This is a genomic window from Streptomyces lydicus, from assembly GCF_001729485.1.
Classification (GTDB): Bacteria; Actinomycetota; Actinomycetes; order Streptomycetales; family Streptomycetaceae; genus Streptomyces; species Streptomyces lydicus_D.
Genome location: NZ_CP017157.1, coordinates 7,583,987 through 7,608,193 on the forward strand (window position 1 = coordinate 7,583,987; position 24,207 = coordinate 7,608,193).

The window sequence follows — 24,207 nt, forward strand, 5'->3', positions numbered from 1 at the left end:
GGTGACGGCGCTGCCGTCAGCGGCGGTCCAGCAGCAGGACGGCCACATCGTCGGTCAACTCGCCGCCGTTGAGGTCGCGCACCTCACGGACCGCGGTGTCCAGCAGCTCCTCGCCGCGCAGCCCCTCAGCCATGCAGCGGCCGACCAGCTCGGTCATCCCCTCCTGGCCCAGGCGCTGGTTGCCCTTGCCGATGCGGCCCTCTATCAGGCCGTCGGTGTACATCATCAGGCTCCAGGAAGCGCCCAGTTCGACCTGCCGGCGCGGCCAGCGGGCGTGCGGCAGCAGGCCGAGCGCCGGGCCGCCGAACTCGTACGGCAGCAGCTGCGGGGGCAGTCCGGCGCGGGCCAGCAGCGGCGCGGGGTGGCCGGCCAGCGACAGGCCGGCGCGGTGGCCGTCGGCGGAGATGTCGACGGTGCACAGCGTCGCGAAGATCTCGTCGTCGGAGCGCTCGTGCTCCAGCACCTTCTGGAGGGTGGCCAGCAGTTCGTCGCCGGACAGCCCCGCGAAGGTCAGCGCGCGCCAGGCGATGCGCAGTTCCACGCCGAGGGCGGCCTCGTCCGGGCCGTGGCCGCAGACGTCGCCGATCATCGCGTGGACGGTGCCGTCCGGCGTGCGGACGGTGTCGTAGAAGTCGCCGCCGAGCAGGGCGCGGCTGCGGCCGGGCCGGTAGCAGGCCGCGAAGCGCAGGTCGGAGCCGTCCAGCAGCGGTGTGGGCAGCAGACCGCGCTCCAGGCGGGCGTTCTCCTGGGCGAGCATCCGCGACTCGGTGAGCTGGCGCTGCGCGAGGTCGGCGCGTTTGCGCTCGACGGCGTAGCGGACCGCGCGGCTGAGGACGGCGCCGTCCAGCTCGTCGCGGAAGAGGTAGTCCTGGGCGCCGACCCGCACGGCATCGGCGGCGCGCTCGGCGTCCGTCTCGTAGGTGAGGACGAGGACGGCGTGCGAGGGCGCCATCCGCAGCACCTTCCGCAGCATGCCCAGCTCGTCACCGGTGCCGGCGCGGTCCGGGTCGCGGTCGGCGCGGTCGGCCGGCTCAGCCGGGGCCAGGTCGAGCAGGATGCAGTGCACGTCGTCGGTGAGCAGCCGCTCGGCCTCGGTGAGGTTGCGGGCGGTGCGCAGGCGGACCTTGCGGCCCGCCCAGTCCCACATGTCGGGGACATGACTGTTGGGGTCCTCGCCGATGAGGAGCAGGGTCAGGCCCTGGTTGACGGGTCCGCGCGCGGCCGGAACCTGCTGCTCGCCGAGCAGCGGCTCGGTGGCCGAAACGTTTCGGCCGGTGGTGGGTTCCGGGGCGGGTGCGCTCCGGTCCGTCGCGGCTCCCGCGCCCGGCGCGCCGGCGACCTGTGCGTCCGGCGCACAGGCGTCGTCCACCGGTCCTGCCTGGTGCGGCAGTACGACCGTCCGCTGGTGCGGTACGGGTACGGGCATCGGTTTGCTTCCTTCCCTCCCCCCGAGGGGCGCGATGGGCGCCGACCGGCGCACCACCCTGCCCGGCTCGGCTCCGCTCGTCGGTCACAGGAGCGGGGCGCACACCGGGCGCTGAAAGGCGACCATAGCGGGAGTGGGGAGGGGGAGGGAATGGCCGAAGGTAATCAGCCATTGTCATATGCCCAGGCCGGTAAGCCTTTTGACCTGGCGCGGGCGGAATGCGGAATGACGAACATCACCCCTCTTGGGTGCAAGCAGCTACTCCGCGACAACCCTCGGATAGCAAACAATCCGGTCATTCACCGTCCGGGTGAGCTGCGTCATCGTGCCCTGGGTCACCGTCGGGGCGGACCACACCGAGGATCGGCATGGAACCGGCGCCGGTGATCGTCACCTGCCGGCCGGGCCGGGGGGCGTGCACGAGCGCGCCGTCGCCCAGATACATCCCGACGTGGCTGGCGTCCGAGAAGTAAATGATCAGGTCGCCGGGCCGCATGTCCTTGAGCGCGACGTGCGGCAGCTGCCGCCACTGCTCCTGCGAGGTCCGCGGAATCGTCCGCCCGGCGTGCTCCCAGGCCCGCAGGGTCAGCCCCGAGCAGTCGAAGGTGTCCGGCCCCTCCGCGCCCCACACGTAATCCTTGCCGATCTGCGCGGTGGCGTAGGAAATCGCCTTCCGGCCGGCGGCCGACGCCTTGTTGTTGATCTCTTTGAGGATGCCCGAGTCGAGCCACTTCTGTTGCTGCTGGAGGGCCTGCTCGTCCTCCAGGTGCTGAAGCCGGGCCTTTTCCTTGGTGGCCAGCCGGGATTCCAGCTCCTTTGCCGCCTCGATCTTTTTCTTGATGTCCCGCTGGGCGTTTTCCTTCTTCTTGCGGTTCGCCTCCAGCTGCTCCCAGCGGTCCGTGGCGGAATCCGAATAACTCTCCAAGTCACCCTTGAGATTCGCAAGTTGGCTGATCACGCGCTTGGCGGCGAGCTGCCCCTTGCGGGCCAGGGTGGCATTGTCGAGAAAGCCCTCGGGGTCGGCGTTGAGCATCAGTTTCGCCTCGGCGGGCAGCCCGCCGCCGCGGTACTGGGCGCTGGCCAGCGCGCCCGCCTGCCGCTTGAGGGCGGCCAGCCGGCGCTGGGTGGTGTCGATGTTCCTGGCCAGCCGGACGATCTCCTTCTGCTGGAGCTCGACCTGCTCCTTGGCCGCGTTGTACGCCTCGGTCGCCTGCTCGGCCTTGCGGTAGAGGGCGTCGATCTTCTTGCGTACGTCGTCGAGGTGCCGGGCGTCGGAGTCGTCGCCGGGAGCGGGCCCGCCGCCCGGCCGGTCCGCGCCGTTCCTCGCGTCGGACGTGGGGTCGGGGTCGTCGGCGTGGGCGGTCCCCGCCGCGGTCCCGAGGAGCCCTGTCACGGACAGGACGACGGCGGTGCACGCCAGCAGCCGCCGGCCCCGTGCGCGCCGGCCCCTCCGTACGCCGCGGCGGCCCCCTGTGCCGAGGCCGCCGCGTTCGGGGTGTTCGTACTCTTCGCGCCGTTCGCTCCGTCCGGCCGACAGGAGGTCCGCGCCCCCTTCGCCCCGTACCTCATCCATGCCCTGAACGCCCCGCTCTGCCCCCTGGCGTCCCACCAGCCACCTCCGGTCGTTCCGCACCGATTTCGCGTGTTCCTCCGGCGCGGATGCTGCCATACCGGCCGGTAATTCAACAGGGCGACGGGCCGGTCCGTACGGGCGCGCGAACACTTTTACGCCCGCACCCACCTGATGGCCGAGGTTCACCGTGCGTTCACTCGCCCCCATCGGCCGCTTCACCTGATCTGCCTAATTTCGGCCTCACCGAGTGCGCGTCACGCCCCCCTGGCAAGCGCGACACGGCCGGGCCAGCCCTGGTCGGCACACCGCACCCCCACGGCGGTCACCACTCACCTCACCACTCAGCACGCCGAGGATGCGGCGCGCCCCAGGAAGGAATTCCCGACAGTGAAGCTTCAGCGCAAGAACCGGGTTCGCGCCCTCGCCGTTGGCGCTCTCGCCGTCTCCGGTGCCCTGGCCCTGACGGCGTGCGGCTCCGACGACACCACCGCCGGCAGCGGTGGCAGCGGTGCCGCCAAGACCTCCAACATCAAGTGCCAGGGCAAGGGCAAGCTGCTCGCCTCCGGCTCTTCGGCGCAGAAGAACGCCATGGACGTCTGGGTGCAGAACTACTCGGGCGCCTGCAAGGACACCGAGATCAACTACCAGCCGACGGGTTCCGGCGCCGGCGTCACCACCTTCCTGCAGGGCCAGACCGCCTTCGCGGGTTCGGACTCGGCCCTCAAGCCCGACGAGGTCACCAAGTCGAAGCAGGTCTGCAAGGGCGGCCAGGCCGTCGACCTGCCGATGGTCGGCGGCCCGATCGCGGTCGGCTACAACGTCCCCGGCGTGGACAACCTCGTCCTGGACGCCCCGACCCTGGCGAAGATCTTCGACTCGAAGATCACCAAGTGGAACGACGCCGCGATCAAGAAGCTGAACCCGGACGCCAAGCTCCCGGACCTCAAGATCCAGGCGTTCCACCGCTCCGACGACTCGGGCACCACCGACAACTTCACCAAGTACCTCAAGGGCGCCGCCCCGGGTGACTGGAAGCACGAGCCGGCGAAGAAGTGGGAGGGCACCGGCGGCCAGGCGGCCTCCGGTTCGGCCGGCGTCTCCTCGCAGGTCAAGCAGACCAGCGGCGCGATCTCCTACTTCGAGCTGTCGTACGCGACCGCCGGCAAGATCCCCACCGTCAAGCTCAACACCGGTGCGAAGGCCCCGGTCGAGGCGACGGTCGACAACGCCTCCAAGGCCATCTCCGAGGCCAAGCAGGTCGGCAAGGGCAATGACCTGGCCCTGCAGCTCAACTACACCACCAAGGCCGAGGGCGCGTACCCGATCACCCTGGTGACCTACGAGATCGCCTGCGACAAGGGCAACAAGGCCGAGACCCTGCCCGCCACCAAGTCCTTCCTGACCTACGTCTCCAGCAAGGACGGCCAGGCCGCCCTGAAGGCCCTGGGCTACGCCCCGCTGCCGACCGAGATCGCCGACAAGGTCCGCTCGACCGTCGCGACGCTCTCCTGACCCACCGGGCGGCGACCCGCGTCCTCGCCGCCGGTCCTGAGGGAGCCCGCTCCAGGGCTCCCGGCCCCCCGGGGCCGGGACCGGCGCCGTACGACCGAAGGGGCCCCTTCACCAGGGCCCCTTCCGGGCCGCCGCCCGTCCGGTGCACCGCCGCGCCAGGAGCCCCACCGGCTCCGCAGACCGGAGAAACCATGAATAACTCCTCCTCGACAGCCGACCTCCCGACCGCTCCACCGGGCGACCGCTCGCCCGTGTCCGGCAAGGCGGTCCGCCCCGGCGACCGGATCTTCCTCGGGCTCTCCCGGGGCTCCGGCATCGCCCTTCTGGTGATCATGGCCGCCATCGCGGTCTTCCTCACCTACCGGTCCGTGCTCGCCATATCCGGCGACAAGGCCAACTTCTTCACCACGCTCGACTGGAACGCCACCGGCACCGACCCGAAGTTCGGCATCGCGGTGCTCGCCTTCGGCACGGTCGTCAGCTCGGTGATCGCGATGGCCATCGCGGTCCCCGTCGCGGTCGGCATCGCGCTGTTCATCTCGCACTACGCGCCGCGCAAGCTGGCCTCCCCGCTCGGCTACGTCATCGACCTGCTCGCCGCGGTGCCCAGCATCATCTACGGCCTGTGGGGCGCGCTCTTCCTCGTCCCGCACCTGAGCGGGCTCTACGGCTGGCTGAACGACTACCTCGGCTGGACCGGGATCTTCAGCTACTCCCAGGGAGCGGCCCGCTCGCTGTTCACCGTCGGCATCCTGCTCGCGATCATGATCCTGCCGATCGTGACCAGCGTCAGCCGCGAGGTCTTCCTCCAGGTGCCGAGGATGCACGAGGAGGCCGCGCTCGCGCTCGGCGCCACCCGCTGGGAAGTCGTCCGGATGTCGGTGCTGCCCTTCGGCCGCTCCGGCGTCATCAGCGCGTCCATGCTCGGCCTGGGCCGCGCGCTCGGCGAGACGATGGCCGTCGCCACGGTCCTGTCGCCGAGCTTCCTGATCAACGCCAGTCTGCTGGACCCGGGCGGCGGCACGTTCGCCCAGAACATCGCCAGCAAGTTCAGCGAGGCCGACCAGTTCGGCCAGGACGCCCTGATCGCCTCCGGTCTCGTCCTCTTCGTGATCACGCTGCTCGTCAACGGCGCGGCCCGCCTGATCATCGCCCGTCGCAAGGAGTACTCGGGAGCGGCAGCATGAGCCTCATGACGGATCGCCGACCGGTCGCCGACGGCGGCAACCCGCTTCCGGTCTCTCTCAAGCAGGCACGGCTGCCCCGCTGGGCCACACCGGCCCTCGCGCTGGTCGCGGCCGGCGCCGGCTGCGGCATCGGGCTGGGCGCGGGCCTGGACAGCACCGTCCAGTGGGGCCTGATCGCCGTCCTGCTCTTCATCCTCGGCACGTTCGCGCTGGCCGCGGGCGTCGAGGGCGCCCGGCAGGCCAAGGACCGGCTGGCCACCAGCCTGGTCTGGGTCGCCTTCCTGCTCGCCGTCGTCCCGCTGGCCTCCCTGCTGTGGGAGACCGTCGCCCGCGGCAGCAAGGTCCTCGACGGCTACTTCCTGTCGCACTCGATGGGCACCCTGCCGGACGCGATGCCCGGCGGCGGCATCTACCACGCGATCATCGGCACCCTGGAGCAGGTCGGCCTGGCCACCCTGATCGCCGCGCCGGTCGGTCTGCTCACCGCGATCTACCTCGTCGAGTACGGCCGCGGCCGGCTCGCGAAGGCGGTCACCTTCTTCGTCGACGTGATGACCGGTATCCCCTCGATCGTGGCCGGCCTGTTCGTGCTGTCCGTGTGGATCCTGATCCTCGGCTTCGGCCCGTCCGGCTTCGCCGGCTCGATGGCCCTGGCGATCCTGATGATGCCGGTCGTGGTCCGCTCCACCGAGGAGATGCTCAAGCTCGTCCCGAACGAGCTGCGCGAGGCGTCGCTGGCGCTGGGCGTCCCCAAGTGGCGCACCATCCTCAAGGTCGTCCTGCCGACGTCGATCGGCGGCATCACCACCGGCGTGATGCTCGCCATCGCCCGGATCGCCGGTGAGACCGCTCCGGTGCTGCTCCTGGTGTGGGGCGCGAAGACGATCAACAACAACCCCTTCGAGGACGCCCAGCAGTCACTGCCGCTCTACGTGTTCCAGCAGTGGCAGCAGGGTTCCGAGGCTTCCTACGACCGCGCATGGGCCGCGGCCCTGGTCCTCATCGCCTTCGTCATGATCCTCAACCTGGTGGCCCGCGGCATCGCCCGCTGGAAGGCCCCCAAGACCAACCGCTGACCGAGCGTCCGCACAGAAAGAAGCAGTGATCCCATGGCCAAGCGAATCGACGTCAGCGGCCTCTCCGCCTACTACGGCAGCCACAAGGCCATCGACGACATCTCGATGACGGTCGAGCCGCGCTCGGTGACGGCCTTCATCGGCCCGTCCGGCTGCGGCAAGTCCACCTTCCTGCGCACCCTGAACCGCATGCACGAGGTCACCCCCGGCGGCCGCGTCGAGGGCAAGGTGATGCTGGACGCCGAGAACCTCTACGGCTCGGGGGTCGACCCGGTGGCCGTCCGCCGCACCGTCGGCATGGTCTTCCAGCGCCCCAACCCGTTCCCCACGATGTCGATCTTCGACAACGTCGCCGCCGGCCTGCGGCTGAACGGCTCGTACAAGAAGACCGAGCTCAAGGACATCGTCGAGAAGTCCCTCAAGGGCGCCAACCTCTGGAACGAGGTCAAGGACCGGCTGAACAAGCCCGGCTCCGGCCTCTCCGGCGGCCAGCAGCAGCGGCTGTGCATAGCCCGCGCCATCGCGGTCGAGCCGCAGGTGCTGCTGATGGACGAGCCCTGCTCGGCGCTCGACCCGATCTCCACCCTCGCCATCGAGGACCTGATCGGCGAGCTGAAGGAGCGCTTCACGATCGTCATCGTGACGCACAACATGCAGCAGGCCGCCCGCGTCTCGGACCGTACGGCGTTCTTCAACCTCGCGGCCGTCGGGCAGCCCGGCAAGCTGATCGAGATCGACGAGACCGAGCGGATCTTCTCCAACCCGTCGGTCCAGGCCACCGAGGACTACATCTCCGGCCGCTTCGGCTAGGCCCTGCCCGGCCGACGCCCCTCAAGCGTCCTGCGGTGCTGCATGGCGGTGCCACCGCACGACGAAGGGCCCGCCCCTCCTTCCCGGGGGGGCGGGCCCACTGCGTTGTCGTGCGGGTCAGCCGAAGGCCAGCTCGATGAGCCAGTACGCGAACGCCGCGACCAGCGCCGCCGCCGGCATGGTGATGAACCAGCCCATCACGATGTTCTTGGCGACGCCCCAGCGCACCGCGCGCGGGCGCTTGGTCGAGCCGACACCCATGATCGCCGCGGTGATGACGTGGGTGGTGGAGATCGGCGCGTGGAACATGAACGACGCGGTGTACATGACCGAGGCCGCGGTGGTCTCCGCGGCGAAGCCCTGCGGCGGGTCCAGCTCGATGATCCGGCGGCCGAGGGTGCGCATGATGCGCCAGCCACCCGCGTACGTACCGAGCGAGAGGGTGATCGCACAGGCCAGCTTGACCCAGATCGGGATGGCCGCGTTCGGGTCCTCGACGTCGGCGATGACCAGGGCCATCACCACCACGCCCATGGTCTTCTGGGCGTCCTGCAGACCGTGGCCGAGGGCCATGCCCGCGGCCGAGACGGTCTGGGCTATGCGGAAGCCGCGCTTGGCCTTGTGCGGGTTGGACTTACGGAAGAGCCACAGGATCAGGACCATCACCAGGTAGCCGAGCACCAGGCCGATGACCGGCGAGATGAACATCGGCAGCACGACCTTCTCGATCACGCCGGACCAGATGACCGTCGTGCCGCCGGCGAGGGCCGCACCGACCATCCCGCCGAACAGCGCGTGCGAGGACGACGAGGGCAGCCCGAAGTACCAGGTGACGAGGTTCCAGACGATCGCGCCGAGCAGCGCCGCGAAGAGGATGCCCATCCCCTTGCTGCCCTGCGGCGTGGCGATCAGCCCCTCGCTGACCGTCTTGGCGACCCCGGAGCCGAGGAAGGCACCCGCGAGGTTCATCACGGCGGCCATCGCCAGCGCGGCCCGCGGGGTCAGCGCCCGGGTCGAGACCGAGGTGGCGATCGCGTTGGCGGAGTCGTGGAAGCCGTTGGTATAGGTGAAACCGAGCGCGACCGCGATGGTCACGACGAGCGCGAAGGTGTCCATGGCCGGCGCTCAGGACTCCTTGACCGCGATGGTCTCGACCGTGTTGGCGACGTGCTCGAACGCGTCCGCCGCCTCTTCCAGGATGTCCACGATCTGCTTCAGCTTGAGGACCTCGATGGCGTCGTACTTGCCGTTGAAGAGGTGCGCGAGCAGCTTGCGGTGGATCTGGTCGGCCTGGTTCTCCAGCCGGTTGACCTCGATCCAGTACTCGGTGAGGTTCGACATCGTGCGGAGGTTGGGCATCGCCTCGGCGGTCAGCTCCGCCGCCCGCGCCAGCACCTCGATCTGCTGGTCGACGCCCTTGGGCAGCTCCTCGACCTTGTAGAGGACGACCAGATCGACGGCCTCCTCCATGAAGTCCATGATGTCGTCGAGCGACGAGGCGAGGTTGTAGATGTCCTCGCGGTCGAACGGCGTGATGAACGAGGAGTTCAGCTGGTGGAAGATCGCGTGCGTCGCGTCATCTCCCGCGTGCTCCGCCGCGCGCATCCGTTCGGAGATCTCGGCCCGTGCGGAGGCGTCCGCCCCGAGCAGTTCCATCAGGAGCTTGGAGCCCGTGACGATGTTGTCCGCGGAGGCGGCGAACATGTCGTAGAAGCTCGTCTCCCTGGGGGTCAGACGAAAGCGCACGTGAAATCCTCGGGGTGCATCGGATTCGGTCGAGTTGATGCTAGGCGCATCATCCAGCCACAGCTAACCGGCATTCCCTCAGTGTCGCCCATCGGGCAGCATGCTCTGCACGGGGTACCGCAGGTGCCCGCAAAGTTCGGTACCATATACCCACCAGGGGTATACAGATCGCCTAAATACCACGGGAGACGGCCATGACGACCACGGACGCCGACACCAACGGCAGCACCCGCGCCGCCGCCGCCCGCCCCGCCTCGCAGCCCGCGGACACCCCCCTCACCGAGCACCGGACCGTGACCGATACCGCAGAGACTTCCCCCTCGCCCGGCGTCCACGGCTACGCACAGCAGAAGGACGCACACCTCAAGCGACTGCGCCGCATCGAGGGCCAGATCCGCGGACTGCAGCGGATGCTCGAAGAAGACGTCTACTGCATCGACATACTCACCCAGGTCTCCGCGAGCACGAAGGGCCTGCAGTCCTTCGGTCTGCAGCTCCTGGAGGAGCACCTGCGGCACTGCGTCGCCGACGCGGCCGTCAAGGGCCCCGAGGCCATCGACGCCAAGGTCCAGGAAGCGACCAAGGCGATCGAGCGGATGCTGCGCACCTGACGACGGCTACGCCGGCCCGCCCGCCGGGTCCCGCTGCTCCCCGTCCACGTCCAGCACCTCGTCGATACGGTCCGGGGTGAGCCGATCCTCACTCGCGGCCGCCGCCGCGATCATCAGCTCACCGGTCAGGTCGATCTCGACGAGGGCCACGTGGTCCTGCACGGTCGCATGACGGTGTCCGGCCACGTGCCACACCTCCTCCTTCGAGCGCCTTCCCACGCCTGGGGCGGTTAACGCCCAGCGTAAAGAGGAGCGCACGCTCCGCGCATGGCACGTATGGACCATTTCCGCCCTCCGGCACGGGCCCCGTCACGCGCCGGGCCACGCTTCCGTGAGATCCGCGCTACGACGTGCCGGAGGCGATCTTCCCGGCGTAGATGTCGCGCCGGTCCGGGAGCCGCACCACGACCCGCCTCCCGAAGTCCGACAGCTCCGTGGTCGAGATCACCGACGCCCCCTCGGGCGCCCCGTTGGCGAAGCGGAACTGCTGGCGCACCTTGCGCAGCCGCCCGGCCTCGTCCAGATACGCGTCGAACGGCACGACATCGGTGGTGAAGCCCTGCTCCGCGGCCAGCAGGGCCGGCCGGGTGCGGGGCGACGCCACCCGGGCGGCCGCCCCGATGTCAGTGGTGCCGCGGTAGTGCCGCACCCGCACGCCGTCCCGCCACTCCTCGCCCTGATACGTCACCTGCCGTGCGCCGCGCAACAGTTCGGCGGCGGCCAGCGGGTCCGTGGCGCCTCCGGTGACGAGGTTCCCGTCGGAGAGCGAGGCGGTGTCCACCCGCACCCACTTGTCGGCCGGCACCCCCGCCCCGCGGTTCTTCATGTACAGCGCGCCGGGCGCGAGGATCTCGGTGATCGGCTGGCGGCCCTCGGCGGGCCTGCCCGCCGGATCGGGCAGCACCACGCGCAGCTGCCCGGTGCCGGTGGTGAAGTCGTAACCGCCGGTACCGCGGATGGCGACGCGGGTACCGCCGCTCACCGTCTCCATGGCCGTACGCACCCCGGCGGAGCGGGCCCTGACCAGGGCGTCGGCGACGGCCCGGACGTCCGCGGCGGCGGACCGGCCGGCCGGCCCCTGGTCGTCGGCCGCGGCGCCGTCGGGGGAACAGCCCGTCGCCAGCAGCCCGACCGCCAGACCCGTCCCGCACGCCACGGCCACGGCGGCCGCGCCGCCTCGCCTGTCCTGCACCACCATCGCGTACGAGCCCCCTCGGCCGCTTCTTCGGGACCGGCCTGGCCGGCCGGTCCGCTCGGGAGGGTCGGACGTTCCGCCCACACCGCACCTGACGTTCCGTCGACCGATCCGTTCAACGACCGTTACGGGGGCTCGTCACGCAACGCCACCTGGGGCGCGTAGCGTGGCCGGGTGCCCGACCGAGTCCCCCACGCGACCTCCACCACCGAACGCGGCTCCTTCTGCACGGCCCGCTGTACCTGCGGCTGGCGGGGGCCGGCCCGGCGCGCCCGCTCACAGGCGCGCACGGACGCGGAGCGCCACCTGACCGACGCCGGGACGCCCGGTGCCGGCAGCCCGCTGGAATGAGGAAGTCCGTTCCGGGAACCCCCAACGCCCTTACCGCATCTGGGTAATGAGAGAAGCAACAGCACCACGCCGATAACGGACTGCAAGCCCGGAACCGGACAGTCCCGGACGGTGTGGCGCATGCCGGGCGCGGTGGGCGGGGGAAGCAGCACGCGGCCGCACCGCCCGGCACCGCGCTCCCGGCACGCGCCCCGCGCGACCACGGCCGGCGGCGTCGAGCCCGTGGCCACGGCACCTCGATCCGCCCCGGCCCCTCGCGCGGGCGAGACCGTACGACATCGAGGGGGACTCATCCCAGTGAAGCGGCGCACACTCCTGCAGGCCGGCACCGGACTGGCGGCGACATCGGTCGCCTGGGCCACCGGCTGCGACAGCAAGACCGGCAAGGCGGCCGCGGCGTCCACCGCCGGGACCGACGCCGCACAGACCCGTGCGGCCTCCGTGCCCGCGAGCGTCGCCCGGGCGACCCAGGCCAACTGGAGCGCCCTCGGCAAGAGCCTGGACGGCCGGCTCATACGGGCCTCCGACGCCGCCTACGCCACCGCCCGGAAGCTCTACAACACCCGCTACGACACGCTGAAGCCGTCGGCCATCGCGTACGTCAAGCACCCGTCGGACGTCGCCGAGTGCCTCGCCTTCGCGCGGCGCTACGGCGCCCCGGTCGCCATCCGCAGCGGCGGCCACTCCTACGCGGGCTGGTCCAGCGGCAACGGCAAACTGATCATTGACGTCTCCTCGCTGTCCAAGGTCTCCACCCCCTCGGGCGGGATCACCCGGATCGGCGCCGGCACCAAGCTCATCGACGTCTACGAGGGCCTGGGCGCGCACGGCGTGACCATACCCGGGGGCTCGTGCCCCACCGTCGGCATATCCGGCCTCACCCTCGGCGGCGGCCACGGCGTGGTCTCCCGCGCGTACGGGCTGACCTGCGACAGCCTCGTCGGCGCCACCGTGGTCACGGCCGACGGCAAGACCGTCGACTGCGACAGCAAGCAGCACTCCGACCTCTTCTGGGCGCTGCGCGGCGCCGGCAACGGCAACTTCGGCGTGGTCACCGAGCTGCGCTTCCGCACCCATCCGGCGCCGCGCGCGGTGATGGCGTACATGACCTGGCCGTGGGCCAAGGCGGCGAAGGTGCTGGGCTCCTGGCAGAAGTGGGGTCCCGTACAGGCCGACGAGATCTGGTCCGCCTGCCATCTCGACGCCCGCCCCGGCGGCACCCCGGCGGTCTCCGTCGCGGCCTTCTCCCTGGGCGGCTACCGCGAGCTGCAGAACGCCGTGGACAAGCTCGCCGACCAGGCGGGCGGCCCCGGCCCCGCCTCCACCGTCCACCTCACCCCGATCGGCTACCTGGACGCGATGGAGGCGTACGCGGGCTGCTCGTCCAAGTCCACCGCGCAGTGCCACATGCCGGGTTCGCTGCCCGGCCACACCGGCGGCGGGCAGCTGGGCCGCGAGACCTACGCGGCCCGCTCGCACTTCTTCGACCGGTCGCTCTCCGCGGCCGGCATCCACACCCTGCTGCAGCAGATCGAGAGCGGCGGCCGCAAGGGCGTCACCGGGAACGTGGCACTGACCGCGCTGGGCGGCGCGGTCAACCGCGTCGGCCGCACCGACACCGCCTTCGTGCACCGCGGATCGCGGTTCCTCGCCCAGTACTTGGCCTCCTGGCCGGCGAGCGGCTCGTCCGGTACCCGCACAGCCTGGCTGGATTCCTTCCACGGCGCGATGCAGCGGTACTCCTCGGGCGCCGCGTACCAGAACTACACCGACCCCGGCCTGACCGACTGGAAGACCGCCTACTACGGCGCCGCCGCCGGCCGGCTCGCCGAGGTCAAGCGGACCTACGACCCGCAGCGGCTGTTCAGCACCTTCCCGCAGGCGCTCTGAGACGCCCGGCGAGCGGACACACGGACGGCCCGGTCCCCACGAGGGGGCCGGGCCGTCCGCATCCGCCAGGTCTTCACCGGCCCGCTCGGGGGCCGTACCGGGCCCGCCGGCTCAGGCCGCCAGGTCCTTGTCCCGCTCCTTGTGGCCGTTCGGCAGCGCCGATCCCGTGGCGACCACCCGGCTGCCCTCACCGTCCTGCCCCGGGCGGCCGCCCGGGCCGGCCGGCTCCGGTGCGACGCCGGGCGCCCGCACCAGCCACGCCAGCTTCGACCGGCCGATCGCCGTCATCAGCGGCACCAGCAGGGCCTGGGCGAGCGGCGCGAGCAGCAGTGCGACGGCGGTGCCGAGCGCGAAGCCGCCGACCACGTCGGTCGGGTAGTGCACGCCCATGTAGACGCGGCAGAAGCCCTCGGCGAGCGCGAGCAGGATGCCGATCACGCCGTACTTCCGGCTGGCGATGAACAGGCCGACACCGACCGCCATGGTCAGCGTCGCGTGATCGCTGACGAAGGAGAAGTCGCTCTTGCCGGGGATCAGGACGGTGAGGCCGGCGTGGTCCTTGAACGGCCGCGGCCGTTCGACGAATCCCCGGATCGGGATGTTGGCCAGCAGCGCGATACCGGCGGCCAGCGGCGCCCAGACCAGACCCGCGACCGCGGCCGGCGCGCCCGGCCGGCGGCGCGCGGACCACCAGGCGACCAGGCAGAGCACACCGAGCGTGGCGATGATGCCGTACTCGCCGATGTACTCCATGGCCGTGTTGACCCAGTGGGGGGCGTCCTTCGCAAGGCCGTTGATGCCGTCGAGCACGTCGACGTCGGGGTTCGGCCCCTCGAGTGCGAGTCCAGCCATCTGCCGCGGCCCCTTATCTTTCGCGCGCGCGAGCGCCTCGGTGTACTGCCGGCCCCCGTGGTCGTCGAGCGTGTGCTGCTTCGAGCGTTGCTACGTCCCCACGCAAAGGAAACGCCCTCTCCGCCCCGGTCGTTCCACCCTCCACCGGATGATCACCAGGACGTTATCGAAGCTTGACTCATCGCTGCAGTTCAGGGCCCTATGTTCACGCAGCGTTCGCAGCGGGGAGCGCTTTTGCGCCATCCGAGGTCACGCGGGTCGCGCCAAGGTAATCCGGCGTGTCGATCTTGTCGAACCGGATCACGGCCCCGGTGTACGGCGCATTGATCATGTACCCGCCGCCCACATAGATCCCCACATGGTGGATCGACCGCGGATCCTTCAGGTCGTACGCGAAGAACACCAGGTCACCCGGGAGCAACTCGTTCCGCTTCGGGTGCGGCCCGGCGTTCCACTGGTCGTTCGCCACCCGCGGCAGCTCGATGCCCACGGAGTGGTACGCGGCCTTGGTCAGCCCCGAGCAGTCGAACCGCCCGTTCTGCGCCGCGGTCCCGGTGCCGCCCCACAGATACGGCGTGCCCAGCTTGTCCTGCGCGTAGTAGATGGCGCCCGCGGCCTGCTTCGACGGCGCCACCGGCCCGGCCGGCGCCTCGAAGCTCTTCGCCAGCGTCGTGATCGTCTTCACGTAGTTCTGCGTCTCGCGGTACGGCGGCACCCCGCCGTACTGGATCACGCGGTACGCGCCGGCGTTGTACGCGGCGAGCATGTTGTGCGTCGCGTCACCGGGCGCGTCCTTCACGTACTTGGCCAGCTCGCAGTCGTACGAGGCGGCCGAGGCGATGGCGTCCTCCGGGTCCCACACGTCCCGCTTGCCGTCGCCGTCCCCGTCCACGCCGTGCGTCTGCCAGGTCGCCGGGATGAACTGCGCCATCCCTTGCGCGGACGCCGGACTCTGCGCCCTCGGGTTCCAGCCGCTCTCCTGATAGAGCTGCGCCGCCAGCAGCGCGGGGCTTATCGCCGGACACAGCGTCCCCCACTTCTGCACCTGCGTCAGATACTCGGCCGGCACCGCCCCCTTGGCCAGCCCGAGGGCCCGGCCGCCGATCCCGGCCAGCCCGGCCGCCGCCACGTACGTACCGATCAGGAGCAGCCCGAGCAGCAGCACCAGCCCTGCCCCGAGCCCACCGGCCACCCAGAATTTACGCACGCCACAACCCTCCCCCATTCAGGCGCGGTTCACTGCCTTTTTCCGGCCGGTCGCTGCGCGTTGCGTCACACGGGAGGCGCAGGGGGCGCTCCGAACCGGGGCACGGCGCCACAGACGGCGACACCCGGCGCGCCGCCGTATGAGCGACACTTGGCCGAGGGCCCCGGAAAACCGAGGCCCGCGGCCGGTCCCCGTTTACCACTGCGCCGCCGCCCCGATGATCATTGCTCAGGGTTATCGCCCGTGATACACACGGTGAGACTAGTCAGTTCAATGGATGACGTGCGCCCGCCCGCACACGCCACCACCATCGGATCCGTCAAAGAAAGGCGCCAAGTCGACTTCTGACGGCGTCTTCGTCAGCGAAGATAGATACGGGGCCCGCGCACACCGGCACGGGCACGGACAGTTAACTACCCATAAAGGGGCGGTGAGTTCACACATGGCGCAGATGTCACACATGATTCTTGCGGCCGAAAAGGGCGACATCACCACCATCATCGGCGGAATCGCCCCGGACTGGGGCCCGTTCGGCAGCCTGGGCAACGAGGCCCGGGTGATGGTCGAGGTGGTCATGGCGGTCGCGATCCTGCTGTGCCTCGGCATCGCGATCTGGGGCGCCGCCAAACAGCGCATCGGCGCCACCGCGCTGCGCGACACCTTCAGCGCCGAACAGGGCAAGGGCCTGATCGTGGCCGGCCTGACCGGCGTCTTCATCATCGGCTCCCTGGGGACGCTGTTCACCATCGTCTACGGCATGGCGGTCTAGGCCGTGCCGTGCGAACCGTCCCGGACGCCCCGGAAGGCAGGCCCCAGGCCCTAGGTCCTGCCGCGGCGGCCGCTCCGGGGCTCCGTGCGGGCGTCTCCGGACACCCGCCACCCCTTCCACGACCGCCGGGGCCCGTACCCCGGGCAGGCGCCGTCCCCGCGCCGCCCCATGCGCCCCCGCCCGTCCTCTCTCCGCCGTCCCGTGCCTCCACCCGCTTCCACCGGCCGCATCTCCCCTGCCGAGGCCCCATGCTGACGCCCACGCACCCCGGCCCGACGGGGCCCGCCCCCTGCCCTCCGCACGCCCGCGACCAGCGGACCGATTGCGCCGCCCGCCGCGCGGGGACAGGTGGACCCGGGGCCACGAGGCCCTACGGAAGCAACGGCGAAGGCGGGACGAGCGATGCGCACAAATAGCCCAGAGTCCCCCATTCGCCTCCGCCGCACCGCATCTGAGGACCCGTCACGGTGAGATGTACTCGTACCACTTCGCCCGAGCTGCCTCCCACGCGGCTACGGTCATATGAGGGCGGCACAACGACGGCACGGACGGCGACGGCGGTAGAGGGGGCACAGGCGCGATGAGTCTCAGTGACGACGGCGGCTACGGCGGCGACGGCCACCGCGGTTCCGAGGCGGGCCAGACACGGACCAGACTTCCCGGGAGCGAAGGCGACCTCTACGGCTCGGGACGCCGGCCCCGGACGGGCATGTCCAGCCGCAACCTCGTCACGATCGTCGGCGTGATCGTCCTGCTGCTCGCGGCCATCGCCTTCGCCAACCGCGACGGCAGCGGCAACAACGAATCCCCCGACGACTCCGCCAAGGGCCCCGCCGCCGACGCCGCCCGCCCCACCTCCCCCACCGGCACCAAGCCGGTCGCCGGCAAGACCAGCGGCATCGCCACGGGCTTCGCCAAGACGGAACAGGGGGCACAGTCGGCGGCGGCGAACTATGTGGTGGCGTTGTCCAGTGACGGGATGTACAAGTCGAACCAGCGCGACACGATCGTCAACGCCGTCTACACCCCCTCGGCGGCCACGGCGCGCAAGGACAGCCTGCGAAAGGTCTACACGGACCCGAAGTTCCTCGGCCGGATCGGCCTCAAGCCGGACGGCACCGCACCCGGCGGGATGACTTTTGTGTCCCGGGCCAACCCGGTCGGCACCAAGACCGAGAAGTTCGAAGCCACCACCGCCAAGGTCTCCGTCTGGTACTCCCTCTTGTTCGGCATCGCGGGCCAGGGTTCCCAGAATCCCGTCGCGGAGAGCTGGTACACGTCCACGATGCAGCTGCAGTGGGTCAACGGGGACTGGAAGGTCGTCGGCTTCACGCCGAAGGCCGGACCGGCGCCGGTCGGCGGCGACCAGACCGCTGCCACGGCAAAGGACATGTCCCAGGCGGTCCAAGGTTTCGGAGGGTTCACCTATGCGAGGTAACAACCGACGCCGGGCCCTCGCGGTCGTCTCGGCACTGACCGGACTGCAGGCCACGCTCGTGGTCCTCACCGGCCGCGCCTTCGCGGCTCCGTCTCCCAAGCCGAGCGACGGCCCCTGCGATCTGCTCTCGGACAAGGCCAAGGAGCTGTGCGAGCAGCGAAGCACGGGCGGCAGCGGAGGCGGGACGTCCAATCCGGGCGGTGGGCTCACCGACTCCAACCCCCTCGACCCCCTCGACTCCCTGGCCAAAGGCTGCGCCAAAGCCGCCGCCTGGATCGTCGACAAGCTGTCCGACGCCGTGAACGCCACCTCCCAGGTGGACTTCACCAACGCGGCGTTCCTGCGGCAGTACGCCGTCGTCTTCGCCGCCTCCACCGTGCTCACGCTCGTGCTGTGGCTGCTGGCCGTCGCCAAGCGGGCGGTGCGCGGGGTGCGGCTCACCGAGGCGATCAGCGAGGCGGTCGGGTTCCTCTGGCTGACGGTGCTGGCCTCCGCGTTCACCCCGCTGATCCTCTACACCGTCGTCTCCGCCACCGACGGCGTCACCCAGATCATCGCCAAGGGCACGGGAGCGCAGACCGACACCTTCTTCGGGTCGTTCTCGCAGGCGCTCACGAAGGGCACCGACATCGGCGGCGGGCCGATCATGCTGATCGTGGTGTCGCTGGTGTCCGTGCTGGCCGCCGGTGTGCTGTGGCTGGAGCTGGTGATCCGAGCCGCGCTGCTGTACGTCGGGGCGCTGCTCGGCACGGTCGTGTACGCCGGCCTGGTCGACAAGAACATGTGGGGCCACGTGCGCCGCTGGGCCGGCATCATGATCGCGGTGATCATGGTGAAACCCGTCATCGTGATCGTGCTGGGCATCGCCGGCGCCCTGTCCTCCAACAAGGGGCCGAACGCCATCTCCGCCGTCGTCTCCGGCCTCGCGATCATCCTGCTGGCCATCTTCGCCAGCGCGGTGATCTACCGCTTCGTCCCCGGCTTCGGCGACGAGATCGCCGCGTCCCGCAACAACCGGATGAGCCGCGGGGCGGAGAACACCGCCGCGGCCGTCCTCAGCTCCCCCGCCGCGCTGGTGTCCCAGGGCATCAAGACCCACAGCTCCCGCGCCTCCGGCGGCGACGGGCAGCAGGGCGCGCAGGGCGGCCAGTCCCGGCCGGCCGACGCGGTCTCCGGTGGCGTCGCGGCGCACGGCTCCCGCTCCGGCGGCGGCCAGACCCCGCCCCCCGCCACCCCCGCCCCCCGTACGAACCCCACTCCCGGCAGCAGCGCCCGCACCGGCAAGACAGCAGGAGGTGATGGGCGTTGAGCACGCAGTCCCACCCGATCGCGCCACGTCGCACATATCTGATCGGCCGTGCCCGGCCCAACGCGATCGTCGGCAAGAACCGCGAGACCGGTGAGATCGCGCTGATCATCGCGGGTGCCTTCCTCGGCATGATGTGCGGCCTGCTGGTGCCGGTGCTCTCGCTGCGCATCGTGACGCTCACCGGCTTCCCGATGCTCGGCCTCGCCGCCGTCTACGTCCCGTACAAGGGCCGCACCTTCTACCGGTGGTTCGAGATCCGCCGCAGCTTCCGCCGTACGGTCCGCCGGGGCGCCACCTACCGCTCCGGCGCCGCCGAGGCGGGCGTACGGATGGACGGCCGGGAGGTCGAGATCGGCCCGCCGCCCGGCATCGGGCGGATCAACTGGCTGGCCGCGCCGTTCGGCCCCGACGAGATCGCGGTCCTGCTGCACGCCGACCGCCGCACCGTCACGGCCGCCATCGAGATCGAGGGCCCGGGCGTCGGCCTGCGCGACAGCGAGGACCAGGAGGCCCTCGTCGACCGGTTCGGCACGCTGCTCAAGCACGTCGCCAACGGGGACGGCTTCGTGACCCGGCTTCAGATGCTGGCGCGCACGCTCCCCGCCGACCCCGACGCGCACGCCAAGGACGTCACCCAGCGCGGCGACGCCACCTCCCCCCGCTGGCTGCAGGAGTCCTACGACCAGCTGCAGTCGATGGTGTCCACCTCCTCCGAGCAGCACCGCGCCTACCTCGTCGCCTGTATGCACTACACCCGCGAGCTGGCCACCGAGGCGCACACCATGGCCCGCGCCGCCCGGATGCACCAGGGCGGACTGCTGCGCAAGAAGCTCGACCGGGACGCCGGCCTGGCGGTGGTGATGGCCCGTGAGCTGACCGACATCTGCGCCCGGCTCGCCGAGGCCGACATCCGGGTCCGCCAGCCCCTCGGCCAGGCCCGGCTCGCCTCCCTGGTCCACTCGATGTACGACCCGGACCACCCCATCGACCACATCCAGGCGATGAGCAAGCGCAACGCCTGGCCCGCCGAGCTCGACGCGATGGAGCCGACGTACCTCCAGGCCAAGACGCGCGAGTCGACGACCCGTGCGCCCTGGTGTCACGCCACCGCCTGGATCAAGGAGTGGCCGCTGACCCCGGTGGGCGTCAACTTCCTCGCCCCCCTCCTGGTGCACACCCCGGACGTCATCCGCACGGTCGCGGTCTGCATGGACCTGGAGCCCACCGAGATCGCCATCGAGCGCATGCTGACGGAGAAGACGAACGACGACGCCGAGGCCAGCCGCGCGGCGAAGATGAACCGGGTGGTGGACCCGCGCGACGTGGCCCACCACGGCCGGGTCGACCAGCGCGGCGAGGACCTCGCGTCCGGCGCGGCCGGCGTCAACCTCGTCGGCTACATCACGGTCTCCTCCCGCTCGCCCGAGGCGCTCGCCCGCGACAAGCGCACCATCCGCGCCTCCGCCGGCAAGTCGTATCTGAAGCTGGAGTGGTGCGACCGCGAACACCACCGGGCGTTCGTCAACACCCTGCCGTTCGCGACCGGAATCCGCCGCTAAAGCCGCTGGGAGGCGCGTACGTCATGGCCATGCTCGACCCACTCGGAGCGCTCACCGAGGCGTTCACCAGCTTCCTGTTCGGGAAGGTGGAGACCACCCGGCTGCCCGTACGCACCTCCACCGGCCAGGCCCAGGCGGTCTACCTGCCCACCGCGGCCCCCGGCCTCGGCGACTCCGGCGTGATCATCGGCCGTGAGGTCTACAGCGGCAAGGGCTACATCTACGACCCCTTCCAGCTCTACGGCCAGCAGCTGCCCGCCCCGCACTGGCTCGTCCTCGGCGAGTCCGGCAACGGCAAGTCCGCCCTGGAGAAGACCTACGTCCTGCGCCAGCTGCGGTTCCGCGACCGGCAGGTCGTCGTCCTGGACGCCCAGGGCGAGGACGGCGTCGGCGAATGGAACCTCATCGCCGAGGAGCTGGGGATAACCCCCATCCGCCTGGACCCGACGGCCGCCCTCAACGGCGGCATCCGCCTCAACCCGCTCGACCCGTCGATCACCACGACCGGCCAGCTGGCCCTGCTCCGCACGATCATCGAGGTCGCCATGGGCCACGGCCTGGACGAACGCTCCGGCTTCGCCCTCAAGGTCGCCCACGCGTACGTCAACGAGACCATCACCGACCGCCAGCCCGTCCTGACCGACATCGTCGAGCAGCTGCGGCACCCCGAGGCCGAGTCGGCCGAGGCCATGAACGTCGACATAGACGACGTACGGGCCTGGGGCCTGGACGTGGCCCTGGTGCTCGACCGGCTCGTCGACGGTGACCTGCGCGGCATGTTCGACGGGCCGACGTCCGCGGGCATCGACCTCGACGCCCCGCTGATCGTCTTCGACCTCTCCCACATCGACCGCAACTCCATCGCGATGCCCATCCTGATGGCAATCGTCGGCGTGTGGCTGGAACACACCTGGATCCGGCCCGACCGGAAGAAACGGATCTTCCTGGTCGAAGAGGCGTGGCACATCATCAACTCCCCCTTCGTGGCCCAGCTCTTCCAGCGACTGCTGAAGTTCGGCCGACGGCTCGGCCTCTCCTTCGTGGCCGTCGTCCACCACCTCTCCGACGTCGTGGACGGCGCGGCCGCGCGGGAGGCCGCGGCGATCCTCAAGATGGCCTCCACCCGCACCATTTACGCCCAGAAGGCGGACGAGGCACGGGCCACCGGGCGGGTACTGGGCCTGCCGCGCTGGGCCGTGGAGATCATTCCGACGCTCACCCCCGGCATCGCGGTCTGGGACGTCAACGGCAACGTCCAGGTGGTCAAGCACCTCATCACCGAGGCGGAACGCCCGCTGGTCTTCACCGACCGGGCGATGACCGAGTCCTCCGCGATGCCGGCCGACGAGGCACGCGCCCTGGAAGCGGCGGCGGACGCCGAGGCCGAGGCACGCGCCGAGGCCATCGCGATGGAGCGCCGGTGGAGAGACGAGTCGAGCGAGACGGTGGCGTGAGGCGCGGATACGACGACGAACGAGGTGGCGGCCGCGGCTACCGCGCCCCGCACGACGGCAGGGGCCGCGGCATCCCCGACTCCCTGCTGGTGGGGCTGCTCGCCTTCCTGCTGGGCCTGACGCTGCTGGTGTGGACGGCCACCGGCCTGGCCGGCCTGTTCGCGCACGGCGCCTGGCCCCAAAGCGTGGACTACGCCGGCACACCGATGGCGCTGCGCCACCTGGTGTCCGCGCCGCACGACCTGCCCGCCGCCTGGCCCGACACCCCCAAGGCCCAACTCTCCGGCTACGGCCTGTTCTGGGGCATCCTCATCGGCGAGCTGATGGTCCTGCTGGTCCTGACCATCTTCACGATGGGCACCGTCACCCGTTACCGCGCCGTACGGGCCGGACGGCGCGCCGCGGCCCGCAGGGCCCGGCAGGAGGCGCTGGAGCCGCTCCTGCAGGCTCCCGCCGCGGCCCGCGCCCCCGCCGGGCCCACAGCCCCCACCGAAGACGCACCAGCCGCCCCGCTCACCCCGGCACCGCCCGCCCCGGCCTCTCCTGCCACTCCTGCCACTCCGACTACCGTCCCCGCCACCCCCGAAACGGCCGTGGTCGCCCCTCCCACGGGCCCGGTCCCCGAACAGCGCACCGCGTCCCCGGCCGCACCCGCCCCGGGCACCGAACTCCCCCTCCCCCGCGTCCAGTTCGCCACCACCGGCCGGGCCGACACGCTCGCCGCCGCGGTCGCCACCGCCACCGCGGCACCCGGCCCCCTCATCGTCGCCACGACGGACCCCGCCCTGTGGGCGGAGACCAAGGACGCCCGCGCCAAACTCGGCCCGCTGCTGACGTACGACCCGACGCACCTCCTCGACACCCCGGCCCGGCTGCGCTGGTCGCCGACCACCGGCTGCGACGACCTCGCCACCGCCACGGCCCGCGCCACCGCCCTGCTGGCCCCCGTTCGGCCGTCCGCCACCGCGGACTCGGCGGTCGCGGACGCCGCGCAGACCCTGCTGCGCTGCTGGCTGCACGCCGCCGCGCTCGACGGCCGCCCGTTCCGCCAGCTGCACCGCTGGGCGCATACCGCCGGCGCCGCCCAGGAACCCGTACGGATCCTGCGCACCAGCCCCAAGGCGTCCGCCGGCCAAGCCGGCGAGTTGGAGTCCGTACTGACCGCGCACGCGGAACGCCGGGAGCTGGCAAAGGAGCTGGTCGGCCGGGCCCTGAGTGCCCTCTCCTCCCTTCACATCCGAGACGCCTGCACTCCACTTCGAGCGGATTCGGTCATTCTCGAATCATTTATCGATGAGGGGGGAACGCTGTACGTGGTAGGCGAACCCCTTGAGGATCCGCGTACCGAACCGGGTGCGATGCCACTGCTCACCGCACTCCTCTCGAGCGTGGTCGAGCACGGCCGCCGCATGGCCGAACGGTCATCTGACGGTCGGCTCGACCCACCACTCACCCTCGTCCTGGACGACATCGCCGCGCTCGCCCCGCTGCCCGCGCTCCCCGATCTCCTCGACACGGGCCGGACGCGCGGCCTCCTGACGCTGGCCACCATGCGCTCCCAGGAACAGGCCCGAGCCCGCTGGCCCCACCGCTCCCTCCCGGTCTGACCCGAACCAGCCGCACCGGTTCCGGCCCTACGAGGCTCCCGCGCGCCCCAACACCATCTCCCGCTCAACGGCCGCCGCATTCTTCGGATCGGCAAGGGTCCGCCCCGTAGCCACGAACCCCAGCCGCCGATAGAACGCCTCCGCCTGCCCATTCGCCTCGTGCACCCACAACCGCACACGCTCCACCACCGGCTCCGTGATCCCCCACGACCACCGAATCGCCGCGCCGAACAACTCCTGCGCCAGCCCGGTCCCGCGGTGTTCCGGCCGGACATACACCCCGACCAGATGCGTCTGCGGCACCTCGCCGTCCCCCTCGACGAGCACCACCACCATCCCGCCCCAACTCCCGCCGCCGGCCTCCCCGATGAACGTGATCGCCCCCGCATCCACGCCACCCCGAGCGGCCCGCTCCCGCCAGAACACATCGGTCTGGCCGGCCGCTCCCTCCAACGTCTCGTTGAACGCCACACGCGCCACCGGATCAGCCAAGGCAGCCAGCCTGAGCTCCTTGAGCTGCTCCCACTCGTCCGCCCGCACCGCTCTGATCACGTAACCCATGCGACGCAGGATGCCAGCGCACCGCCCTACGGACGACCGGTATTTCCCGGAAACGCAAAAAAGCTCCGGTCCCT

Annotated in this window: 22 protein-coding genes; 13 read left to right on the forward strand and 9 right to left on the reverse strand. The window is 70.9% G+C overall.

The features are described 5' to 3' along the window. Nucleotides 1-16 precede the first annotated feature (16 nt). Complete coding sequence (locus SL103_RS32915) at nucleotides 17-1,426, reverse strand: PP2C family protein-serine/threonine phosphatase (RefSeq protein WP_069572599.1); 1,410 nt, start codon at nucleotides 1,424-1,426, stop codon at nucleotides 17-19. Between the two features lie 295 nt (nucleotides 1,427-1,721). Further along, a complete protein-coding gene (locus SL103_RS32920) occupies nucleotides 1,722-2,846 on the reverse strand; it encodes a C40 family peptidase (protein WP_069574327.1) in 1,125 nt (374 codons plus the stop codon). 540 nt (nucleotides 2,847-3,386) lie between these two features. Here SL103_RS32920 and pstS point away from each other — a divergent pair. From pstS to pstB, 4 genes are all read left to right on the forward strand, one after another. Beyond that, nucleotides 3,387-4,511 (forward strand): phosphate ABC transporter substrate-binding protein PstS, encoded by a 1,125-nt coding sequence (pstS, locus tag SL103_RS32925; RefSeq protein WP_069572600.1) that lies wholly within the window; start codon nucleotides 3,387-3,389, stop codon nucleotides 4,509-4,511. Between the two features lie 191 nt (nucleotides 4,512-4,702). Next, a complete protein-coding gene (gene pstC / locus SL103_RS32930; RefSeq protein WP_069572601.1) occupies nucleotides 4,703-5,698 on the forward strand; it encodes a phosphate ABC transporter permease subunit PstC in 996 nt (331 codons plus the stop codon). Further along, a complete protein-coding gene (gene pstA / locus SL103_RS32935) occupies nucleotides 5,695-6,774 on the forward strand; it encodes a phosphate ABC transporter permease PstA (RefSeq protein WP_099055486.1) in 1,080 nt (359 codons plus the stop codon). The genes pstC and pstA overlap by 4 nt, the downstream gene beginning before the upstream one ends. 33 nt (nucleotides 6,775-6,807) lie before the next feature. Next, on the forward strand, nucleotides 6,808-7,584 hold the full coding sequence (pstB, locus tag SL103_RS32940; RefSeq protein ID WP_033266281.1) for a phosphate ABC transporter ATP-binding protein PstB: 777 nt from the start codon (nucleotides 6,808-6,810) through the stop codon (nucleotides 7,582-7,584). Nucleotides 7,585-7,701: 117 nt separating this feature from the next. On the opposite strand, the gene SL103_RS32945 is transcribed toward pstB, so the two are convergent. Further along, on the reverse strand, nucleotides 7,702-8,700 hold the full coding sequence (locus tag SL103_RS32945) for an inorganic phosphate transporter (RefSeq protein ID WP_069572602.1): 999 nt from the start codon (nucleotides 8,698-8,700) through the stop codon (nucleotides 7,702-7,704). A 9-nt stretch (nucleotides 8,701-8,709) separates the two neighbouring features. Further along, entirely contained in the window at nucleotides 8,710-9,330 is a 621-nt protein-coding gene (locus SL103_RS32950; RefSeq protein ID WP_069572603.1) for a DUF47 domain-containing protein, read from the reverse strand. 194 nt (nucleotides 9,331-9,524) lie between these two features. Between SL103_RS32950 and SL103_RS32955 the strand changes: the two genes are divergently transcribed. Further along, complete coding sequence (locus SL103_RS32955) at nucleotides 9,525-9,941, forward strand: metal-sensitive transcriptional regulator (RefSeq protein WP_069572604.1); 417 nt, start codon at nucleotides 9,525-9,527, stop codon at nucleotides 9,939-9,941. A gap of 6 nt (nucleotides 9,942-9,947) precedes the next feature. On the opposite strand, the gene SL103_RS32960 is transcribed toward SL103_RS32955, so the two are convergent. Together SL103_RS32960 and SL103_RS32965 are read right to left on the reverse strand one after the other, a co-directional pair. Further along, the gene (locus SL103_RS32960) at nucleotides 9,948-10,136 is read right to left on the reverse strand and encodes a hypothetical protein (protein WP_208870073.1); all 189 of its coding nucleotides are present in this window, start codon (nucleotides 10,134-10,136) and stop codon (nucleotides 9,948-9,950) included. Nucleotides 10,137-10,284: 148 nt separating this feature from the next. Beyond that, nucleotides 10,285-11,139 (reverse strand): hypothetical protein, encoded by an 855-nt coding sequence (locus SL103_RS32965; protein ID WP_069572605.1) that lies wholly within the window; start codon nucleotides 11,137-11,139, stop codon nucleotides 10,285-10,287. Nucleotides 11,140-11,310: 171 nt separating this feature from the next. On the opposite strand from SL103_RS32965, the gene SL103_RS38145 reads away from it, so the two are divergent. Continuing rightward, nucleotides 11,311-11,487: a hypothetical protein gene (locus SL103_RS38145; RefSeq protein ID WP_164492924.1), complete on the forward strand. Its 177-nt coding sequence runs from the start codon at nucleotides 11,311-11,313 to the stop codon at nucleotides 11,485-11,487. 297 nt (nucleotides 11,488-11,784) lie between these two features. Then, on the forward strand, nucleotides 11,785-13,377 hold the full coding sequence (locus tag SL103_RS32970) for an FAD-binding oxidoreductase (protein WP_069572606.1): 1,593 nt from the start codon (nucleotides 11,785-11,787) through the stop codon (nucleotides 13,375-13,377). Between the two features lie 111 nt (nucleotides 13,378-13,488). Here SL103_RS32970 and SL103_RS32975 read toward each other — a convergent pair whose 3' ends face one another. Continuing rightward, nucleotides 13,489-14,229 (reverse strand): phosphatase PAP2 family protein, encoded by a 741-nt coding sequence (locus tag SL103_RS32975; RefSeq protein WP_069572607.1) that lies wholly within the window; start codon nucleotides 14,227-14,229, stop codon nucleotides 13,489-13,491. A gap of 205 nt (nucleotides 14,230-14,434) precedes the next feature. After that, entirely contained in the window at nucleotides 14,435-15,436 is a 1,002-nt protein-coding gene (locus SL103_RS32980; protein ID WP_069572608.1) for a C40 family peptidase, read from the reverse strand. A 460-nt stretch (nucleotides 15,437-15,896) separates the two neighbouring features. Between SL103_RS32980 and SL103_RS32985 the strand changes: the two genes are divergently transcribed. From SL103_RS32985 to SL103_RS33010, 6 genes are all read left to right on the forward strand, one after another. Beyond that, a complete protein-coding gene (locus SL103_RS32985; RefSeq protein WP_033266422.1) occupies nucleotides 15,897-16,205 on the forward strand; it encodes a hypothetical protein in 309 nt (102 codons plus the stop codon). Between the two features lie 580 nt (nucleotides 16,206-16,785). Continuing rightward, complete coding sequence (locus tag SL103_RS32990; RefSeq protein ID WP_069572609.1) at nucleotides 16,786-17,643, forward strand: hypothetical protein; 858 nt, start codon at nucleotides 16,786-16,788, stop codon at nucleotides 17,641-17,643. After that, nucleotides 17,633-18,952 (forward strand): hypothetical protein, encoded by a 1,320-nt coding sequence (locus SL103_RS32995; protein ID WP_069572610.1) that lies wholly within the window; start codon nucleotides 17,633-17,635, stop codon nucleotides 18,950-18,952. Before SL103_RS32990 ends, SL103_RS32995 begins: the two co-directional genes overlap by 11 nt. Next, the gene (locus SL103_RS33000) at nucleotides 18,949-20,511 is read left to right on the forward strand and encodes an SCO6880 family protein (RefSeq protein WP_069572611.1); all 1,563 of its coding nucleotides are present in this window, start codon (nucleotides 18,949-18,951) and stop codon (nucleotides 20,509-20,511) included. Before SL103_RS32995 ends, SL103_RS33000 begins: the two co-directional genes overlap by 4 nt. Before the next feature lie 29 nt (nucleotides 20,512-20,540). Continuing rightward, complete coding sequence (locus tag SL103_RS33005) at nucleotides 20,541-21,965, forward strand: ATP-binding protein (protein WP_069574333.1); 1,425 nt, start codon at nucleotides 20,541-20,543, stop codon at nucleotides 21,963-21,965. Further along, nucleotides 21,962-23,572 (forward strand): TraM recognition domain-containing protein, encoded by a 1,611-nt coding sequence (locus tag SL103_RS33010; RefSeq protein WP_069572612.1) that lies wholly within the window; start codon nucleotides 21,962-21,964, stop codon nucleotides 23,570-23,572. The genes SL103_RS33005 and SL103_RS33010 overlap by 4 nt, the downstream gene beginning before the upstream one ends. Before the next feature lie 27 nt (nucleotides 23,573-23,599). On the opposite strand, the gene SL103_RS33015 is transcribed toward SL103_RS33010, so the two are convergent. Continuing rightward, entirely contained in the window at nucleotides 23,600-24,133 is a 534-nt protein-coding gene (locus SL103_RS33015; RefSeq protein WP_069572613.1) for a GNAT family N-acetyltransferase, read from the reverse strand. Between the last annotated feature and the right edge of the window lie 74 nt (nucleotides 24,134-24,207).

Excerpts from the sequence above, each read along its gene's own strand:
- SL103_RS33005 (WP_069574333.1), top strand. The coding sequence starts at position 20,541 with ATGCTCGACCCACTCGGAGCGCTCACCGAGGCGTTCACCAGCTTCCTG.
- pstB (WP_033266281.1), top strand. The coding sequence starts at position 6,808 with ATGGCCAAGCGAATCGACGTCAGCGGCCTCTCCGCCTACTACGGCAGC.
- SL103_RS32990 (WP_069572609.1), top strand. The coding sequence starts at position 16,786 with ATGAGTCTCAGTGACGACGGCGGCTACGGCGGCGACGGCCACCGCGGT.
- pstC (WP_069572601.1), top strand. The coding sequence starts at position 4,703 with ATGAATAACTCCTCCTCGACAGCCGACCTCCCGACCGCTCCACCGGGC.
- SL103_RS32975 (WP_069572607.1), bottom strand. The coding sequence starts at position 14,229 with ATGGCTGGACTCGCACTCGAGGGGCCGAACCCCGACGTCGACGTGCTC.
- SL103_RS32995 (WP_069572610.1), top strand. The coding sequence starts at position 17,633 with ATGCGAGGTAACAACCGACGCCGGGCCCTCGCGGTCGTCTCGGCACTG.
- SL103_RS32915 (WP_069572599.1), bottom strand. The coding sequence starts at position 1,426 with ATGCCCGTACCCGTACCGCACCAGCGGACGGTCGTACTGCCGCACCAG.
- pstA (WP_099055486.1), top strand. The coding sequence starts at position 5,695 with ATGAGCCTCATGACGGATCGCCGACCGGTCGCCGACGGCGGCAACCCG.
- SL103_RS32985 (WP_033266422.1), top strand. The coding sequence starts at position 15,897 with ATGATTCTTGCGGCCGAAAAGGGCGACATCACCACCATCATCGGCGGA.
- SL103_RS32965 (WP_069572605.1), bottom strand. The coding sequence starts at position 11,139 with ATGGTGGTGCAGGACAGGCGAGGCGGCGCGGCCGCCGTGGCCGTGGCG.
- SL103_RS32955 (WP_069572604.1), top strand. The coding sequence starts at position 9,525 with ATGACGACCACGGACGCCGACACCAACGGCAGCACCCGCGCCGCCGCC.
- SL103_RS33015 (WP_069572613.1), bottom strand. The coding sequence starts at position 24,133 with ATGGGTTACGTGATCAGAGCGGTGCGGGCGGACGAGTGGGAGCAGCTC.
- SL103_RS32945 (WP_069572602.1), bottom strand. The coding sequence starts at position 8,700 with ATGGACACCTTCGCGCTCGTCGTGACCATCGCGGTCGCGCTCGGTTTC.